A 16807-nucleotide genomic window follows, 5' to 3' on the forward strand; every position below is an offset into this window, starting at 1 on the left:
CCCCATGACCGACCCGACCGCCGCCGTCGCCGACCCGCTGCGCGGCCCGCGCGCCGAACTGCTGCTCACCGTGCACGCCGGCCACCCCGCCACCGACCAGGTGCTGCGCCCGCTGGCCGTCCTCGCCGCCGCGCCGCAGGTCGAGGGCCTGGTGGTCCGTCCCGACGCCTGCCTCGACCTCGGCGAGCCCCTGTGGCCCGGGGCCCCGTTCAGCGCCGTCCTGGTCGCGGAGAGCGGCGGCCTGGTGCCGGATCTGCCGCTTCCCGGACCCCGCGACCCGGTGCGGTTCTTCCCGCTGCTGCCCATGACCCCGGCCGAGACCGCCTGGCAGCGCGCCCGCGGCCCCGAGGCCCTGCGGGACGCCTGGCTGGCACACGGCACCGACCTGCGCGACCCGGAACGCTCCGCCGTACCCCTGTCCGGGTGACGCTTCTTGACGGATCCGGGCGACACGGGGACCGTGGGGTGACATGAGGGGCGAATTCAGTTGCCCGAAATGCGGGAGCAAGGTGCGCCCTCCGGGGCTTTTCTCCGACTCCTGGCAGTGCTCCGCCCATGGCGCCGTGCATCCGCTCCAGCCCATCATCCCGCCCAGCGTGGACGCGCTGTCGGTGGTGGTGGGCCGCACCAAGGTGCCCGTGTGGATGCCGTGGCCCCTGCCGGTGGGCTGGCTGTTCACCGGGGTGGCCGCCGCGGGCGACGAGCGCAGCGGGGGACGGGCCTCGGTGATCGCCTGCTCGGGCCCCGGGCCGCTGGGCGGGGCGTGCGATCTGCTGCTGATAGCGGAGGAGCCGGCGGTGGGACTGGGCGCCCGGTACGCGGGCGTGGCCGGGCCCGACCCCGGCCCTTCCCTCGCCACGGACGACCCGCCGCAGGTCAAGATGCTGGCGGCCGGGCGCCCCACCCCGCTTTGGCAGGTCGGCGACGCCCCCGAGGACCGCGCGGTGTTCGCCGGGGAGGCGATGGGCATCTGGCTGTGGGCGGTGGTGTGGCCGCAGGCGTCCGGGGTGCTGCTCTACGACGACCTGCTGCTGACCGATCTGCGGGACGCCGGCTCCGAGTTCGACCTGCTGCCCTGCGGCGCCCTCACGCCGCGGATCCTGACCCGGCCCGTCCCGGGCGGTGAGTAGGCTGGGCGGGTGCTCATCGACCTGCACACGCACTCCACCGCGTCCGACGGTACGGACTCCCCCGCCGCGCTGATGCGCGCCGCCGCCGGCGCCGGCCTCGACGTGGTGGCGCTGACCGACCACGACACGGTCGCCGGCCACGCCGAGGCGCTGGCCGCGCTGCCGCGCGGGCTGACCCTGGTCACCGGCACCGAGTTCTCCTGCCGGATGGACGGCATCGGCCTGCATCTGCTGGGCTATCTGTACGACCCCGACGAGCCGGAACTGGCCCGCGAGCGGCAGCTGGTGCGGAGGGTGACGGCCGGGTCGCGGCCGGCGACGACCCGGCCGATGGCGTTCAGCTCCTCCAGCGAGGTGAGCCGGCCGCCGTACTCCCCGGGCACCTGGAAGGCCCGGTATCCCCAGGCGTCCAGGGCGTCGAGGGCTTCGGCCGGGAACCGTCCGGCGTGGTCGTCGCGCACCGAGGCGGCGTACGTGAGCGGGCCGTCCGGGCGCAGCGGGTCGCCGAGGTGCGCGGCGAGCGTGTCCGCCCGCAGTGCGGTGTCCTGGCCGGGGGCGGTCAGCCGTGCGATGGCGCACCTCCCCGGCCGGGACCGGGCGCGGACAGCACCTCGGCGGCGGTGATGTGGGCGATGGCGTTGTCCAGGGTGCCGTCCAGGAGGCGCTTGCGCATGAGCAGCCGCTGGAACTTGCCGCTGGTGGTGCGGGAGATGCCGAGGGCGGGCAGCAGGACGACGTCCACGGAGGCGCCGCCCAGGACCTCGGCGGCGGTGCGGCGGATGGCGGTGACGGTGTCGGTGTGCGGGCCTTCGGAGGCGACCTCGGCGAACACGCCGATGCGCTCGGGCAGTCCGGCGCCGGGGTCGGCGGGCAGCACGACGGCGACGGCGGAGCGGCGGAAGAGACCGGGGGCCTCGCGTACGGCGTCCTCGATGTCCTGCGGGTAGTGGTTCTGTCCGGCGAGGATGAGGATTTCCTTGCTGCGGCCGGTGATGTGCAGGCAGCCGTCGGCGAGGTAGCCGAGGTCGCCGGTGCCGCGCCAGCCACCGGGCCGGGCGGACGGTTCGGTCTCGCGGTAGTAGCCGGCGGTGACGGCTTCGCCGCGGATCTCGATCTCGCCGACCGAGCGTTCGGGCAGCACGTCGCCTCCGGCGGTGACGCGGACCTCGACGCCGGGTGCGGGGGTGCCGCAGTTGACGACGCCGCGTCCGCCGGTGCCGGCCGGGACGGCCTTGAGCGTGTCGTTGAGCGCGGCGCGGTCCACCCAGTCGACGGCGGGGGGCCGCAGCGGGGAGTCGAAGCTGACCGGGAGGGTGGCCTCGGCCAGGCCGTAGCAGGGGATCTGGGCCTCGCGCCGGAATCCGGCGGGGGCGAAGTGCCGGGCGAACAGGTCGAGTCCGGCCGGGTCGATGGGCTCGGCGCCGTTCAGCGCCATCCGCACCCCGGACAGGTCGTAGCGGGTGACCTCGTCGGCCGGGACGGCCTCGACCAGGTACTGGTAGAAGAAGTCGGGCCCCACCAGGATGGTGGCGCCGGCCTCGCAGGAGGCGGCCAGCCAGGCGTCGGGCTGTTTGATGAAGTCGCGCGGCTGGGAGAGGCAGACGCGGATGCCGCAGCCCATCGCGGCCAGGGTGCCGAAGAGGCCCAGGTCGTGGGAGAGCGGCAGCCAGTGGCTGATCACATCGGTGGCGCGCGGGCGCAGCGCGGCCGGGATGATCCGCAGCGCGGCCAGCACGTTGCGGTGGGTGAGGGCGACACCGCGCGGCTGGGAGGTGCTGCCCGAGGTGTACTGGATGAGGGCGAGGTCCCCCGGGTCCCGGTCGGCGGGGCGCAGGCCGGGGGGCGGGGTGGCGGGCGGGCCCGCGGCGCGGGCGGCGGTGAGGAGTTCGGTCAGCGGCCGGGTGGGGACGCCGGGCAGGACATCGCGCAGGACCGGTACGGCGTCGTCGTCGGCGAGGACGAGGGCGGCCTCGCAGTCCTCGACGATGTGGCGCAGCCGGGCGGCGGAGGCCGGGTTGCGGCCGGCGCGGGCGGAGACGGGGACGGCGATCGCGCCGAGGGACACGATGGCGTTGAGGACGGGGAAGAAGTCGGCGGCGTCCCCGGCGGGGAAGACCACGGGGGTGCCGCGCCGTGCGCCGCGTTCGAGGAGTGCGGCGGCGAGGGCGAGGCCGTCGTGTTCCAGGCGGGCGAAGGGGAGGGCCCGGGCCGGGTCGGTGCTGCCGATGAGCTGCCGGGGGTGGCGTTCGGCCGCGTAGGTGAACAGGCCGTCGAGGAGGGTGACGGTGGTGGGCAGCGGGGCGGCTTGCTCCGGGGTGGTGGTGGTGGTCACGCGGCCTCCCCGGAGACGGCCGCGGCGCGCTGGGCGGCGATCTCGTCCACGAGCCGGCCCATGGAGACGCCCTGGAAGAAGAGGCTGTCGTCGAGTTCGATGTCGAAGCGCCGCTCGATCTTCCCGGCGACGCGCAGGAGTTTGATGGATTCGACCATGCCGAGGTCGGAGAGCGCGGATTCGCGGGTCACCTGCTCGGCCGGTACGCGCAGGGTGTCGGACACGATCTGTTGCAGCGTCGGGAAGATCTCGTCCGCGTCGGTGGAGTACGCCATCGTCAGGTAACCGTCCTATGCGTCAACAAGGGCTGGGGCGGGGTGCTGTGGTCGAGGTGGCGCAGGGGGTGCCGCACAGTGACGGTATTGAGTGGCTCCCATTCGCCGTTCTGTGGCGGGTCATCGGCCGCGGTGCGTGCGGTGGGCGGTGGATGACCGGCCGGTGGGCGGTGGATGACCGCGCGGCGGATCTTCAGCGGTACCGGACCGCGTGCGATCATCTTTCTTTCGGATCGGATCGCTCTTTCCGCTCGGCAGCGTCGCCCCCCTTCCCCCACGTGTGCCGGTTCTCCGAGATGGGATGGATCCGCGGTGGAATTCCACTTGCTTGGCCCCCTGGAAGTGCTGCACGACGGAGAACGGCTGGCGCTCGGCGGTGTGCGGCAGCGGGCTGTTCTCGGTTTTCTGCTGCTCCACGCGAACACGCCGGTCACCACCCGCCGGCTCATCGACGCGCTGTGGGACGACAACGAGCCGGCCACCGCCCGCAAGATCCTCCAGAACGCGGTCTCCGGGCTGCGCCGCACCCTGGTGGCGGCCGACGACGGACAGGAGCGGGCCGTACCGCGCTCGTTACCGGCCCGGGAGCACGGCTATGTGCTGCACGTCCCGCCGCACCGGCTCGATCTGGCCCGCTACGCGCGGCTGGTGGAACGCGGCCGGGCCCGGCTGGCGGCCGGGGCGTGGGAGCCGGCGGCGCGGCTGCTCCAGGAGGCGCTGGCGCTGTGGCGGGGCCACGCGCTGGCGGATCTGATCGAGGCGGGGGTGACCTGGCCGGAGCTGACCGCGCTGGAGGAGGGCCGCTGGGAGGTGCTCAGCGACAAGATCACCGCCGAGCTGATGCTGGGGCGGCTCGCGGAGGTGACCGCCGAGCTGAGCGTGGTGACGGCGGCCGAGCCGGCCAGGGAACGGCTGTGCGCGCAGCTGATGCTGGCGCTGTACCAGAGCGGGCGGCAGGCGGACGCGCTGGAACGGTACCGGCGGGCGCGCAGCGCGGTGGTGGAGGAACTGGGCGCGCTGCCGGGCCGGGAGCTGCGGGAGCTGGAGCGGGCGATCCTCACCCAGTCGCCGGTCATCGGCTCGCCGGGCGCGGCGGCCCGGCTGTTCGCCCGCCGCGCCCCGGGGCGGGCCGGGGCGGGCGGGGCGGACGTGGTGGCGCGGCGGGCCCCGGCCGGGCGGGACCGGGGGTTCGCGCCGGGCCGCCGCTGAGTGCCGGGGGGGCGGCCGGGCGGCTAGGGCATGGTGGCGGTGGCGTGGGTCGTGCCCGCCGGGCCGGTGCGGGGGCCGCCGTCCCGGCCGGTGCGGTGCCGGTGGATCAGGCGCCCGGTGTGCCACGCCCCGGCGTACAGCACCAGGGCGGTACCGAGCGCCGCCCCGCCGCGTTTGGCCGCCCCGGTGAGGACCGCCTCGGCGAAGGTGCCCCACGGCGCCGCGACGGTGGCGGTGGGGTAGGTGGTCTCGGTGCTGCCGTCGTCGTGGGTACGGGTGACGGGGTGGTCGTAGTCCACCTCGACGGTGTACCGGTAGGCGTCGAGGTCGGCGCGGGCCCCCTGGGCGACGCCGAGCGCGGTGGCCAGGGCGAGCAGCGCGAGAACGGCGCGGCGCCGGGCCGGGGGCAGCGGGCGGACGCCGGAACGGTCGCCTCCGGCCGGGCGCGCGCGGTGGTGGCGCCACAGGTGGCGTCCGATCAGTGCCAGGCCGGCGAGGGTGCTGAGCATCTGGAGCAGCCGGTACAGCGGAAGACCGCCGACCGTGTCGGCCGCGAGCAGGGACACCCGGTCCACCAGGAAGCCGTCCCCGTGGGTGAGCGCGTCCCACAGCAGGTGGGTGGCGATGCCGAGCAGGGCGGAGAGCAGCAGCAGGGCGGCCCACCGCACGCGGGCGCCCGCCCCGGCGGGTACGGGATCGGCCGGGCCGCGCGGGCGCGGCCGGGCGGGCAGCAGGGCCAGGAAGGGGGCGCGCAGCAGCCGCAGCAGGAGGTACAGCGCCAGGGCGGCGGGGAGGGCGGCGGCGAGGCCGAGCAGCGGGTGGTGGGTGGTGGTGGGGTTGAGGAGCGGCCCGTACCACTGGTGCGGGCCGCGCTCCGCGATGCCGAGGACGGCCAGGTAGTAGGGGGCGTCGGGGGCGAGCGCCCCGGCGACCAGGGCGGCGGGGACGAACGGAGGGCGCAGCAGCGGCAGCACGGCGGCGGGGTGGGCGAGGGTGAATGGCAACGCGGTGGTCTCTCTGCTCGGGCGGCGGGCCGGCCCGGGGCGGCTGCGCTCACGATGGAACGCCCACGAGAGTATTCACTTCAACGGACTATCGCAACCGCCGGGCCCGCACCCCCCGCACCAGCGCGGCGCACCCCAGCGCCAGCGGCAGCACCAGCCACAGCCCCAGCACCGGCGGCCACTCCTGCCAAGCGTCCTGGTAGGCCCGGCCGATCAGCGGCAGCGACGCCGGCAGCACCGCCGCCACCTCGTACAGCCCCGGCGATCCCCGGCGCACCGCCAGCACCAGCGCCGTACCGGCCAGCACCAGCAGCGGCCAGGCACCGTACTCGGTGCTCACCGGGAACCCGCCGGTGCCCACCGCGGCCACCGGGAACCAGCCGGCGCCCGCCACCACCCCGGCCGCCACCACGGTGTCCGGCTCCGGCGGCAGGTCCCCCGGAGCGGCCGGCACCACCAGGGCCGTCAGCAGCGCCACCACCGGCACCACCACTCCCCCGCCGCGCACCTCCCCCACCACCGGCCACAGCGCCACCGTCCCCAGCTGGCCGCAGACCACCGCCGCCACCCCCGCCCGCCGGTGGCCGGTCAGCGCCACCACCGCGCCCACGCACAGCAGCAGCGAGCACAGCAGATGCAGCGCCCACCCCGGGTCCAGCGTGATCAGCAGCAGGGAAGCGGGCGCCGGTGAGACGACCAGCCCGGTGTACCAGCGGGTGATCTCCAGCGCGCCCACCACCGCCCCGGCCGCCAGCGCGAACGGCGCCGCGCACGCCAGCAGCCGCCCGCCCGGCGCCGCCGCGTCCAGCCCCAGCCGCACCCGCACCGCGTGCCCGGCCAGCTCCGCGTCCGCCCGCCACCGGGCCACCCGCCCCAGACCCGCCGTCAGCTCCCGGTGCGTCGCGGCGATCTCCGCCCCGTACGCCGCCCGGTACCCGGCCGGGTACAGCCGCGTCAGCCGGCCGGTCATGCCGGCCGCACCGCACCGCCGGCCGCGAGCCGCCGCCTGGCCTCCCGCGCCGTGGCCGCCATCCGCTCCGCCTCCACCGCCAGCCGCTCCCGGCCCGCGTCGCTCAGCGCGAAGGTACGACGGGCCCGCCCGTCCACCACCTCCTCGCGCTCCACCCGGATCAGCCCCTCCGCCAGCAGCCGGTCCAGCGCCCCGTACAGCGCCCCCGTCCTGGGCACCACCCGGCCCCCGGTGATCTCCTTCACCTCCTGGGCGATCGCGTAGCCGTGCCGCGGCGCGTTCGCCAGCGCCGTCAGCAGCAGCAGAGCCAGTTCCTGCATCCCTCGCTCACTCATGCGAACAGAGTATTCCGCCTGCCTGACGACCCGCCCGGACGGCCCCGCCTCACTCCCCCGGCCCGGGCGGCTCCCGGCGCCTGCCGTGCAGCGACAGCGCCAGCCAGCAGCCCCAGCCGATCGGCTGGAGCAGCCAGTAACTCCAGATCCGGTACAGCAGGGTGGCCGCCAGCGCGTCGGCGGCGCTCAGGCCGTACACCACCAGCAGGCCCGCCATACTCGCCTCCACCACCCCGATACCGCCCGGCGTCAGCCGCAGACTGCCCGGAATCTGCGTCAGCCCGTAGGCGATCAGCAGCCCGTGCCAGGGCACCGAGATGCCCAGCGCCCACAGCGAGGCCACCAGACAGGCCGCGTCCAGCAGCCAGTTGAACTGCGCGTACGCGTACGGCCGCAGCCAGGGCCGCAGCCCCGGCTGGATGGTCCTGGCCTGCGCCAGCAGCCGGCGCAGCGCCGCGAACCCCTCCCGCACCCACCGGTACCTGGCGGCGGCCCGCCGCGCCACCCCGCGCGCCCCGTTCTGGACCGCCGCCGACCTGGACAGCAGCAGCACCAGCAGCGCGAGCAGCGCCAGCACCAGACCGATCCGGCCCAGCACCGCCCCCGGCCCCCGGGCCCCCGCCGTCAGCACCCCGGCGGCCAGCACCACGATCAGGCCGAGCGCCGACAGGGCGCCCGCGATCAGCAGCGAGGCGGCGGCCAGTGCCTTGCTCGCCCCGCGCCGGTGCAGTTCCCGGTAGAGCCAGGCGGCCGAGAACGCGGCCCCGCCCGGCAGCGCGCCCGACACCGCGTTCGAGGCCAGGATCAGCGAGAACAGCGACCCCCGCCCCATCCGCAGCCCGCCGGTCAGCAGCAGCCAGCGCTGCACCAGCGCCAGACACCACAGCGCACCGGCCTGGCAGGCCAGCGCCAGCGACACCTTCACCGGGTTCACCCGGGACAACTGCCCGAACGCCTGGTCCAGCTCGTCGCGGCGCGAGGCCGCCAGGACGAGCGCGGCGATGATCACGGCGGCGGCCAGCAGCCACCACAGCCAGCCCACCCGCGGCGGCGTCCGGCTGTCGTCGACGGCCCCCTCGTCGGTGCCGCTCCGGTCACCATCGGTCATGGCGGACGGTCCTCCACAGCGTTGTGCGCCGTTTGACCGTAACAGCGCAAAGCGTCCGCTTCCCGTCGTACATGCGGGGGATCCTCCGTGACCTCCCGGTGCCCGCCGCGTTGAGCTTCTGGTGAACCGCGCGAGGGTGAGGAGCGATGCCGGTGGGCGGAACGTGGACATCGACGCGGAGGTCTTCGACGTCGACGGCACCGGCGACACGGTGGCCGAGCGGATCGCCGGCTTCTCCTCGCCGCTGACCAGGATGCTGCTCAGCAGCGAGGGCCTGACCACCACCGCGCTCCGGGCGCTCACCGGCGCCCCGCCCCGGGTCCGCGTGCTGGGACACGGCCTGCTGCCCGCCGCCCGGGCCGGCCGCGCGGTGCCCGCCCTGCTCGCGGTCGGCCCCGGCCGTCAGCTGCTGACCCGGCGCTCCGCGCTCACCGGGCCCGACGGCCGCTGGCTGTCGGTCAACCAAGTCGTCGCCAGGGACGAGGGGGACCCCGGCATCCGGTCCGCCCTCACCGACGGCCGGCGCCCGCTCGGCGCCGCCCTCCAGGACGCCGGGACCGGCCACCGGCGCACCGTCCTGGACGCCGGCCGCCGCCCCTGGCCCAGCGGCCGGCCCGCCTGCTACAAGACCTATCTGCTGTGGCACGGCGACACCCCGCTGGCGCTGGTCAACGAACTCTTCCACCCCGCCGTGGTGTCCCCCTGATGCGCCGGCTGCGCACCCAGGTGGGCATCATCGGCGCCGGGCCCGCCGGTCTGGTGCTCGCCCACGCCCTGGGCCGGGCCGGCGTCGACTGCCTCGTCCTGGAACGCCACTCCCGGGCCCGCGTCGAGGCGCGGGCCCGGGCCGGTCTGCTGGAGGAACGTACCGTCGCCCACCTGCGCCGCCACGGACTCGCCGGCCGGCTGCTCGCCGAGGGCACCCGGCACGGCTGGTGCGAGTTCCTGTGCGCCGGGCACCGGATGCGGATGGACTACGCGGCGCTCGGCGGCGCCGAGCACTGGGTGTACCCGCAGCACTGGCTGGTGCGCGACCTCATCGCCGCCCTGGAGTCGGCCGGGCGCCCGCCCCGGTTCGGCGTCCCGGTGCTGGCCGTGGAGGAGCCGCACCGCATCCGCTGCGACGGCCTGGAACTCGACTGCGAGTACGTCGTCGGCTGCGACGGCGCGCGCGGCGTCAGCCGGGCCGCGCTGCCCGCCGCGCTGCGCCGCGAGGTGACCCGCCGTTACCCCTACGAGTGGGTCGCGGTGCTCGCCGAGGTCGCCCGGCCGGTCGGCGGGGTGCTGTACGCGCTGCACGAACGCGGGTTCGCCGGGATGATGCCGCGCACCCCCGCCATCGGCCGCTTCTACCTCCAGTGCGCGGCCGGCGACACCCCCGCCGACTGGCCGGGCCCCCGGGTGCGCGCCGAACTCGCGCTGCGGCTGCCGCTGGCCGAGGTCGGCCTCGGCGCCCTGCACGAGGTGCGGATGCTGCGCATGCACAGCCGCATCACCCGCCCCTTCCGGCACGGCCGGCTCTTCCTGGCCGGGGACGCCGCCCATGTGCTGACCCCCTCCGGCGCCAAGGGCATGAACCTGGCCATCGCCGACGCCGCCGACCTGGCCGACTCGATGCTGCACGGCGGGCTCGACGGCTACGGGCGGCGCCGGCTGGCCGCCGTCCACCGCGCCCAGGAGTTCTCCGAGCGGCTGCTGCGGCTGCTGCACCGGCCACCGCGGGAGGCTCTGCCCGACCTGCGGCTGCTGACCGAGCCGGGGCCGCACGCGACGGCATTCGCCCGCGAGTTCACGGGCACATCCGAGGAGACCGACGAAGCTCAGTGGAGGTCCTGATGGCGATCCCCGTGCCGGCTGACCGGGTACGCGACCGGGTGCGGGCCCTGTACGGCTTCTCCCGCGGCACCCAGGCCACGCTCTCGGTGGCGCAGCCGCTGGTCGGCGCGCTGATCGCGGTGAGGGGTCCGGCGCTCGACCGGCTCGCGGTGGCGCTGGTCGCGGCGTTCGCCGGGTACTTCGCGCTGTTCGCGGCCAACGACCTGCTGGACGCCCGCCTCGACCGTCGGCGCTTCGCGCACCTGCGGCCGTACGACGGCTTCGACATCGACAGCGCGGGCGTCCGGCACCCGCTCGCCCAGGGCCGGCTCAGCTACCGCGCGGGCCTGACCTGGGTGGTGACGCTCAGTGGGCTGGCGCTGGTGCTGGCGGCCTGGCTGCACTGGCTGTGCGCGGTGCTGTTCGTGACGGCCGCGCTGCTCCAGGTGGGGTACTGCCTGCTGGCCACCGTCACCTCGCACAAGTTCTGGCTGACCGGGCTCAGCGTGGGACTGGGGGGCTGCGCCGGCTGGTTCGCGGTGGCGCCGCCGGAGGGCGGCGTCGACTGGCCGCGCCTGCTGCTGTTCTTCGCCTGGCTGGCGGCCTGGGAGATCGGCGGCCGGAACCTGGTGAACGACTGGGCGGACGTGGAGGAGGACGTCCATCTGGGCGTCCGCACCGTCCCCGTGGTGCGCGGGCCCCGGGGGGCCGGGCGGCTGGTGTACGTCTTCCTGCTCTTCACCTTCGCCGCCGGGGTGGCGCTGATGATCGCCGACTGGTCCTCGTTCCGGGCCATCGGCGTGGTCGGCACCCTGCTCGCGGGCGGCTGGGCGCTGCTGATGCCGGGCCTCGCGCTGCGCCGCGACCCGCGCCCGGAGACGGCGCTCACGGTGTTCAACCGGGCCAGCCTGTACCCGGTCCTGGTGCTGGTGGTGCTGCTGCTCGCCTCGGCGCGTCCCGCATGACGGCGGCGATGCCGCGCGGCGGCCCGGACGCCTCGCGTCTGGACCGGTGGTACGAGACCGACCGGCCCGAGTACCTGGACCGCCCCGACACCCCGCGCGAGGCCGCCCGGGTACGGCGCGGGCTCGACCGGCTGCACCGGCTGACCGGCGGCTACGACCGGTTCGCGCGCTGGACGCTGGCCCACGCCGGCGGGGCGCCCGCTCCCCGGGTGCTGGAACTGGGCGCGGGAGGCGGCGGTCTGTCGCGGCGGGTGCTGGAGCGGCATCCGGCGGCGCGGGTCACGGTGAGCGATGTCGACGCGGGCACGGTGGCCGCGCTGCGGGCCGGGCCGCTGGGGGCGCATCCGCGGGCAACGGTGCGGTGGCTGGACGCGACGGCGGTGGACGCGCCGGACCGGGCGTTCGACGTGGCGGTGTTCGCGGCGTCGCTGCACCATCTCCCGGCGGACCAGGTGCGGGCGGTACTGCGGGAGGGCACCCGGGTGGCGGGCACGCTGCTGCTGATCGACGCGTGGCGCAGCCCGCTGCTGTGCGTCCCGGCGGTGCCGCTCATGTTCCTCACCGGCGGGCGGGCCCATGTGCACGACGGGCTGATCAGTCTGCGCAAGGCGTACGGTCCGGCGGCGCTGCGCGTGCTGGCCGCGACGGCGGGCCCGGAGCCGCTGCGGCTGCGGGTCCGGTTCGGGCTGCCCGGCTGTCTGGTGGCGGCGGTCAGCGCTCCGGGCCGGGTGCCCGGCCGCTCCGGCAGCCGGTGACGGTGTGCGCGGGGAGGCCCGGGCGGGCGGTCCGCGCCGCGCCGCGGGCCCGGAGCCGCCGCGGCTGCCCGGTGGGCGGCCGCCGCTGCTTCCGGCCGAGCGCCCGGCCGACCCGGCTGTTGTCCCGGGGCGGGCGGGGAGCCCGTGCCGGGCGCCGGGCCGTGGGGGCGGTCAGCTCTCGCGGCTGAGCGACCAGTCGGCCAGCGCCAGCAGCCGGTCGCGGTGCGGGCAGGGCGGGAAGCCGCCGGTGAGGGCGTACTTGGCGGCGGTGGCGTGGGCGCGGGCGAGTTCCCTGGTGCGGGCGAGCGCGTCGGTGCGGTGCAGCACCGGGGAGGCGCCGGCCAGCAGTTCGTCGTCGGTGAGCAGCGGGGCGTCCGCGGTGAGGGCGGTGAGCCGGGCGCGTTCGGCGGGGGTGGCGTACTGCCAGGCGAGCAGCAGCGGCATGGCGGCGCGCCGGTTGCGCAGATCGCTGGCGGCCGGTTTGCCCGCGACGGCCTCGGTGGTGGTCCAGGGCAGCAGGTCGTCGCGGAGCTGGAAGGCGATGCCGAGGGCGTGCCCGTAGGCGGTGGCGGCCGTCAGCCGGGGGGCGTCGCCGCCGCCGAGGACGACGCCGATGCCCGCCGCGAGGGCCAGCAGGGCCCCGGTCTTCTGACCGGCCATCCGCAGGCCCTCGCCCGGGGGCAGTTCCCAGTCGCCGCTGAGCGCGAGTTCGCGCAGTACGCCCCGGGAGATCTCCTCGCCGGTGTCGGCGACCATGGCGCAGGCCCGCACCACCGCCTCGGCAGGCACCCCGGCCCGTACGCAGCCGGTGAGCGCGCTGAAGGCCATGAAGAACAGCGCGTCGCCGGTGACCAGCGCCCGCTCGGTGCCGTAGGCCCGGTGCAGGGCGGGCCGGCCGCGCCGCAGGTCGTCGCCGTCGATGATGTCGTCGTGCACCAGGGAGGCGGAGTGCAGCACCTCGACCGCTTCGGCGGCGCCCAGCAGCGGGGCGGCGGGGGTGCCGCAGGCGGCGCCGAACTCCAGCAGCACCAGGGGGCGCAGCAGTTTGCCGCCGCCGAGGACGGCGTGCCGGTTCATCCGGTCGAGTTCGTCGCCGCGCCCGCGCCCGGCGCGGTGGCCGAAGCGGCGTTCCAGTGCGGCGCGTACCTGCGTGGTGGTGTTCGTCCCCGTGGTCACACCGTCAGTCAACGCCGTGGCCGGGCTCCGGGCACTGCCGGGCCGCCGAATGGCCGTCCGCGCCACTCGTCCGGGGTGCGGTGGAGACGCCCAGCAGAAGGGCGGTGCCCACCGCGTAGCACAGCAGCGGGACGGTGGAGAGCCGGCCGCCGGGGGCGAAGCCGTGCAGGGCGAGGTGGGCGAGGGCGAAGCAGACGGCGGCCAGGGCGGCCACCAGGACGATCCGGGGCCCGGGGGTCCAGGTGCGGCGGGAGGGGTGGGCGGGCGGGCGCGGCAGCCGGGCCATCGCCAGGACGAGCGGGATGAGCAGCGCGGCGCAGATCAGGACCCACACCGGGCGCAGCAGCCACCAGCCGCCGGAGCCGATCGGGGTGAACGGCAGCAGGCCGGTGGGGTAGGCGATGGCGGCGACGGCGAGGGCGGGGGCCATGTGCCACAGGTAGAGCGGCATGGCGGCGGCGTTGGCGGCGGTGACGCGGCGCGGGTGGCGCATCCGGCGGCGGACCGTGGCCTCGGCGGCGAGGACGAGGCCGATGAGGACGGCGGAGTAGGCGACCAGGGCGATGGAGGGCGGGGAGGCGTTCTGGACGCGGGCACCGGGGACCCCGATGGTGCTGACCGGGAACGGTCCCGGCAGGACGAGCAGCGTCCACGCCACGGCCCCGGCGGCGGCCAGCCACAGCGCGCGGGCCCGGGTGAAGGCGCCGTCGCGCCAGGCGAAGCCGAGCAGGTACAGGCCGCCCCACACCCACAGGTAGTTGGACCAGCCGACCAGCGGCAGGCGCGGGCCGAGCACGAACACGTCGACGACGGCGGTGAGCGCGGCGAACGCCAGGGGCAGCCCCCATCGCAGGCGGCGCCAGCCCCTGGTGAGGGCGGGGGTGAGCGCGAGGAGCGCCAGGTACGTCGGCAGGAACCACAGGTGGAGGGCCGCGGCCCAGAACAGTTCGTCCCGGATGGCGGCGGGTACTCCGGCGGCCACGCACACCACGACCGCGAGGACGGCGACGGCGATGTAGACGGTGGTGGGGACGAGCAGCCGCCTGGCCCGGTCGGCGAGCCAGCCGGCCCACGGTGCGCCGGCGGCGTGGTGCCGGGCCCAGGAGCCGGCGTTGGCGTAGCCGCCGGCCAGGAAGATCAGCGGCATCACCTGGAAGAAGAGGGTGAGCCACTGGGTCCAGGGCAGGGCGCTCACCACGTCCTCGCCGTGCAGCCGGCCGCCGTGGTCGCTGATGGAGGTGAGCAGCCAGTGGCCGGTGACGACGAAGCCGACGGCCGTGATCCGCAGCAGATCGGCGTACGGATTGCGCTCCGGTGCGGTGTTCACCGCGGGCGGGTGCTCACTGCCGGTGCCATGGCGGATGTCCTTCTTCCTCGCGGGCCCGCCGGTCGCCCGGTGACCGGCGGTGTGGCGCCATCCTGGGCGATGGACGGGCCCGGCCCCGGCACCCCGGGCCGGGGCGTGTCGTGGCGGGTCACTCCAGTTCGCGGGCCTCCTCGGGGCGGGAGCGGGCGAGTTCGGCGAGGGTGGTCAGGGCGGCGGCCAGGACGTCGTGCGGCGGGGTGGCCAGGGCGATGCGCACCGCGTGCGGGGCGTGGGCCGGGCTGGTGGTGAAGGCGGCGGCCGGGGCGAGGGCGATGCCGCGCCGGGCGGCGGCGGCCAGGAAGGTGTCGGCCCGCCAGGGGGCGGGCAGTTCCCACCACATGTGGTCGGAGCGCTCGTCGGCGCGGACGGAGAAGCCGGCCAGCCGGGCGCGGGCGATGCGCTGCCGTGCGGTGGCCTCGGCGCGTTTGGCGGCGGCGATCTCGGCGGCCGTGCCGTCGGTCAGCCAGCGGGTGGCGGCGGCGAGCGCGTAGGGGGCGGCGGTGAAGGGGCCGGTGCGTACGGCGGTGGCGACGCGTTCGGTCAGGGCGGGCGGGGTGAGCGCGAAGCCGACGGTGAGGCCGGCCGAGATCCGTTTGGACAGGCTCTCCACGACGACGGTCTGCTCGGGCGCGAGCACGGCGAGCGGCGGTACCTCCTCGCGGAGGAAGGAGAACACCGCGTCCTCGATGACCGGCAGGCCGAGGTCGCGCACGGTGGCGGCGATCTCGGCGCGGCGCCCGGGGGGCATGGTGAGGGTGAGCGGGTTGTGCAGGGTGGGCTGGAGGTAGACGGCGCGCAGCGGGGTGCGCCGGTGGGTGGCACGCAGGGCGTCGGGGTGGACGCCGTCGTCGTCCATGTCGAGGGGGACGAGGGTGACGCCGAGCCGGGCGGCGATCCCGGCGGCGGGCGGGTAGGTGAAGCGTTCGACGCCGAGCCGTTCGCCGGGGGGCACCAGGGCGGAGATAGCGGCGGCGATGGCCTGCCGGGCGCCGGCGGTGAACAGGGTGTGCGCGGGGTCGGGTGCCCAGCCGGCGCGGGCGAGGCCGGTGGCGGCGGCGGCGCGGGCCTGCGGGGTGCCGCGGGCGCCGACCTGCCGCATGGCGTCGGTGAGGACGTCGGCGCGCAGCAGGCCGCTGAGGCCGCGGGCGAGCAGGGCGGCGTGTTCGGGTGAGGTGCCGGGGCGGTTCATGCCGAGGTCGATCCGGCCGGGGGTGGGGTCGGCGGGTTCGGTGAGCCAGGTGCCGGGGGCGAGCGGCGGGGTGGCGCGGACGAAGGTGCCGCGGCCGACCTCGCCGACGGTGAGGCCGCGGCGGGCGAGTTCGGTGTAGACGCGGGCGGCGGTGGAGGGGGCGATGGCGTGCTGCCGGGCGAACTGCCGCTGCGGGGGCAGCCGGTCGCCGGGCCGCAGCCGGCCCTCGCTGATGTCGGCGGCGATCCGGTCGGCGATCAGCCGGTAGTCGTCCATGCACATCCCATATTGCACCGAGAATAATGACGTTATTGCACTCGGATATTGCTCCGGATAGCCTCGATCCGTCAAGACCCGAACGGGAGGACCCATGCGGAACACCGCATTCGAGGACCGGGGTACCGGTGCTCCCCTGCTGCTGGTGCACGGCCATCCCTTCAACCGCACGATGTGGCAGCCGCAGACCGAGCACTTCGCCGCCGCCGGCCACCGCGTGATCGTCCCCGACCTGCGCGGCTACGGGGACACCCCGCCCGCGGGCGACCACACCACCCTCGACGTCTTCGCCCGGGACCTCGCCGCCCTCCTCGACCGGCTCGGCGTCGAGCGCTGCACGGTCGGCGGCCTGTCCATGGGCGCCCAGATCGCCCTGGAGTTCTACCGGCTCTTCCCCGAACGGGTCACCGCCCTCGTCCTCGCCGCCGGGAGCGCGCGCGCCGACACCGAGGCCGCCCGCCGGCTGCGCCGCACCACCGCCGACCGGCTGCTGCGCGAGGGCATGACCGCGTACGCCGACGAGACGCTGCCGAAGATGGTCTGCCGCGACACCCTCCAGACCCGGCCCGACGTCAACCGGCACGTGCTGGCCATGATGGACACCACCGACCCGGCCGGGGCGGCGGCGGCCCTGCGCGGCCGGGCCGAACGCCCCGACTACCTGCCGCTTCTGCCCCGGATCACCGTGCCCACCCTGATCGTGGCCGGCCGGCACGACGCGTTCACCCCGGTCGCCGAGGCCGAGCTGATGCACCGCCACCTCCCGGACTCCCGGCTCACCGTCATCGAGGCGGCCGGTCATCTGCCGAACCTCGAACAGGAGTCGGCGTTCAACACCGCCCTCGGCGACTTCCTCGCCGCCACCACCCTGGCCCGATCGGGTGGTTCACCCGGCTGATCCG

The 16807-nt window shown here is 76.1% G+C and carries 17 protein-coding genes and 1 pseudogene; 9 read left to right on the forward strand and 9 right to left on the reverse strand.

What is annotated here, in order from left to right; all coding sequences use genetic code 11:
* The 3 genes and pseudogenes from ACFV5N_RS04140 to ACFV5N_RS04150 form a co-directional block, all read left to right on the forward strand.
* Positions 1–427 (forward strand): suppressor of fused domain protein (locus ACFV5N_RS04140; protein ID WP_385593776.1); only part of this gene is annotated, 427 nt, incomplete at its 5' end.
* Positions 428–470: 43 nt separating this feature from the next.
* Positions 471–1130: a DUF6758 family protein gene (locus ACFV5N_RS04145; RefSeq protein WP_385593779.1), complete on the forward strand. Its 660-nt coding sequence runs from the start codon at positions 471–473 to the stop codon at positions 1128–1130.
* Positions 1131–1139: 9 nt separating this feature from the next.
* Positions 1140–1421: pseudogene (locus ACFV5N_RS04150) on the forward strand (PHP domain-containing protein); the annotation flags it as partial.
* A 268-nt stretch (positions 1422–1689) separates the two neighbouring features.
* On the opposite strand, the gene ACFV5N_RS04155 reads toward ACFV5N_RS04150, so the two are convergent.
* Both ACFV5N_RS04155 and ACFV5N_RS04160 read right to left on the reverse strand, forming a co-directional pair.
* Positions 1690–3462: an AMP-binding protein gene (locus ACFV5N_RS04155; protein ID WP_385593781.1), complete on the reverse strand. Its 1773-nt coding sequence runs from the start codon at positions 3460–3462 to the stop codon at positions 1690–1692.
* Positions 3459–3737, reverse strand: a complete 279-nt coding sequence (locus ACFV5N_RS04160; protein ID WP_385593782.1) for an acyl carrier protein — start codon at positions 3735–3737, stop codon at positions 3459–3461. The genes ACFV5N_RS04155 and ACFV5N_RS04160 overlap by 4 nt, the downstream gene beginning before the upstream one ends.
* A 312-nt stretch (positions 3738–4049) precedes the next feature.
* Here ACFV5N_RS04160 and ACFV5N_RS04165 point away from each other — a divergent pair, with 312 nt between their 5' ends.
* Positions 4050–4946, forward strand: coding sequence for a BTAD domain-containing putative transcriptional regulator (locus ACFV5N_RS04165; protein WP_385593784.1), 897 nt, complete (start codon positions 4050–4052; stop codon positions 4944–4946).
* 23 nt (positions 4947–4969) lie between these two features.
* Here ACFV5N_RS04165 and ACFV5N_RS04170 read toward each other — a convergent pair whose 3' ends face one another.
* The 4 genes from ACFV5N_RS04170 to ACFV5N_RS04185 all read right to left on the reverse strand — a co-directional run bounded on the left by ACFV5N_RS04170 (position 4970) and on the right by ACFV5N_RS04185 (position 8363).
* Entirely contained in the window at positions 4970–5950 is a 981-nt protein-coding gene (locus ACFV5N_RS04170; RefSeq protein ID WP_385593785.1) for a DUF4184 family protein, read from the reverse strand.
* Positions 5951–6038: 88 nt separating this feature from the next.
* Positions 6039–6920, reverse strand: coding sequence for a hypothetical protein (locus ACFV5N_RS04175; protein WP_385593788.1), 882 nt, complete (start codon positions 6918–6920; stop codon positions 6039–6041).
* Positions 6917–7255: a PadR family transcriptional regulator gene (locus ACFV5N_RS04180; RefSeq protein WP_375062174.1), complete on the reverse strand. Its 339-nt coding sequence runs from the start codon at positions 7253–7255 to the stop codon at positions 6917–6919. The genes ACFV5N_RS04175 and ACFV5N_RS04180 overlap by 4 nt, the downstream gene beginning before the upstream one ends.
* A 49-nt stretch (positions 7256–7304) precedes the next feature.
* Positions 7305–8363: a YbhN family protein gene (locus ACFV5N_RS04185; RefSeq protein ID WP_385593791.1), complete on the reverse strand. Its 1059-nt coding sequence runs from the start codon at positions 8361–8363 to the stop codon at positions 7305–7307.
* Between the two features lie 163 nt (positions 8364–8526).
* Between ACFV5N_RS04185 and ACFV5N_RS04190 the strand changes: the two genes are divergently transcribed.
* The 4 genes from ACFV5N_RS04190 to ACFV5N_RS04205 are packed head-to-tail and all read left to right on the forward strand — an operon-like array spanning position 8527 to position 11898.
* Entirely contained in the window at positions 8527–9069 is a 543-nt protein-coding gene (locus ACFV5N_RS04190) for a chorismate--pyruvate lyase family protein (RefSeq protein ID WP_385593793.1), read from the forward strand.
* Positions 9069–10199 carry an FAD-dependent monooxygenase gene (locus ACFV5N_RS04195; RefSeq protein WP_385593796.1) on the forward strand — a complete coding sequence of 377 codons (1131 nt, stop codon included), beginning with the start codon at positions 9069–9071 and terminating at the stop codon, positions 10197–10199. Before ACFV5N_RS04190 ends, ACFV5N_RS04195 begins: the two co-directional genes overlap by 1 nt.
* On the forward strand, positions 10199–11143 hold the full coding sequence (locus ACFV5N_RS04200) for a UbiA family prenyltransferase (RefSeq protein WP_385593799.1): 945 nt from the start codon (positions 10199–10201) through the stop codon (positions 11141–11143). The genes ACFV5N_RS04195 and ACFV5N_RS04200 overlap by 1 nt, the downstream gene beginning before the upstream one ends.
* Positions 11140–11898, forward strand: coding sequence for a class I SAM-dependent methyltransferase (locus ACFV5N_RS04205; RefSeq protein ID WP_385593802.1), 759 nt, complete (start codon positions 11140–11142; stop codon positions 11896–11898). Before ACFV5N_RS04200 ends, ACFV5N_RS04205 begins: the two co-directional genes overlap by 4 nt.
* 171 nt (positions 11899–12069) lie before the next feature.
* Here ACFV5N_RS04205 and ACFV5N_RS04210 read toward each other — a convergent pair whose 3' ends face one another.
* From ACFV5N_RS04210 to ACFV5N_RS04220, 3 genes are all read right to left on the reverse strand, one after another.
* On the reverse strand, positions 12070–13074 hold the full coding sequence (locus ACFV5N_RS04210) for a polyprenyl synthetase family protein (RefSeq protein ID WP_385593805.1): 1005 nt from the start codon (positions 13072–13074) through the stop codon (positions 12070–12072).
* A 4-nt stretch (positions 13075–13078) separates the two neighbouring features.
* Positions 13079–14401, reverse strand: a complete 1323-nt coding sequence (locus tag ACFV5N_RS04215; protein ID WP_385593807.1) for an acyltransferase — start codon at positions 14399–14401, stop codon at positions 13079–13081.
* A gap of 148 nt (positions 14402–14549) precedes the next feature.
* Positions 14550–15905 (reverse strand): PLP-dependent aminotransferase family protein, encoded by a 1356-nt coding sequence (locus ACFV5N_RS04220; protein WP_385593810.1) that lies wholly within the window; start codon positions 15903–15905, stop codon positions 14550–14552.
* Positions 15906–15999: 94 nt separating this feature from the next.
* On the opposite strand from ACFV5N_RS04220, the gene ACFV5N_RS04225 reads away from it, so the two are divergent.
* Positions 16000–16803, forward strand: coding sequence for an alpha/beta fold hydrolase (locus ACFV5N_RS04225; protein WP_385593812.1), 804 nt, complete (start codon positions 16000–16002; stop codon positions 16801–16803).
* Positions 16804–16807: the final 4 nt, after the last annotated feature.

Source organism: Streptomyces sp. NPDC059853 (assembly GCF_042731495.1).
Lineage (GTDB): Bacteria > Actinomycetota > Actinomycetes > Streptomycetales > Streptomycetaceae > Streptomyces.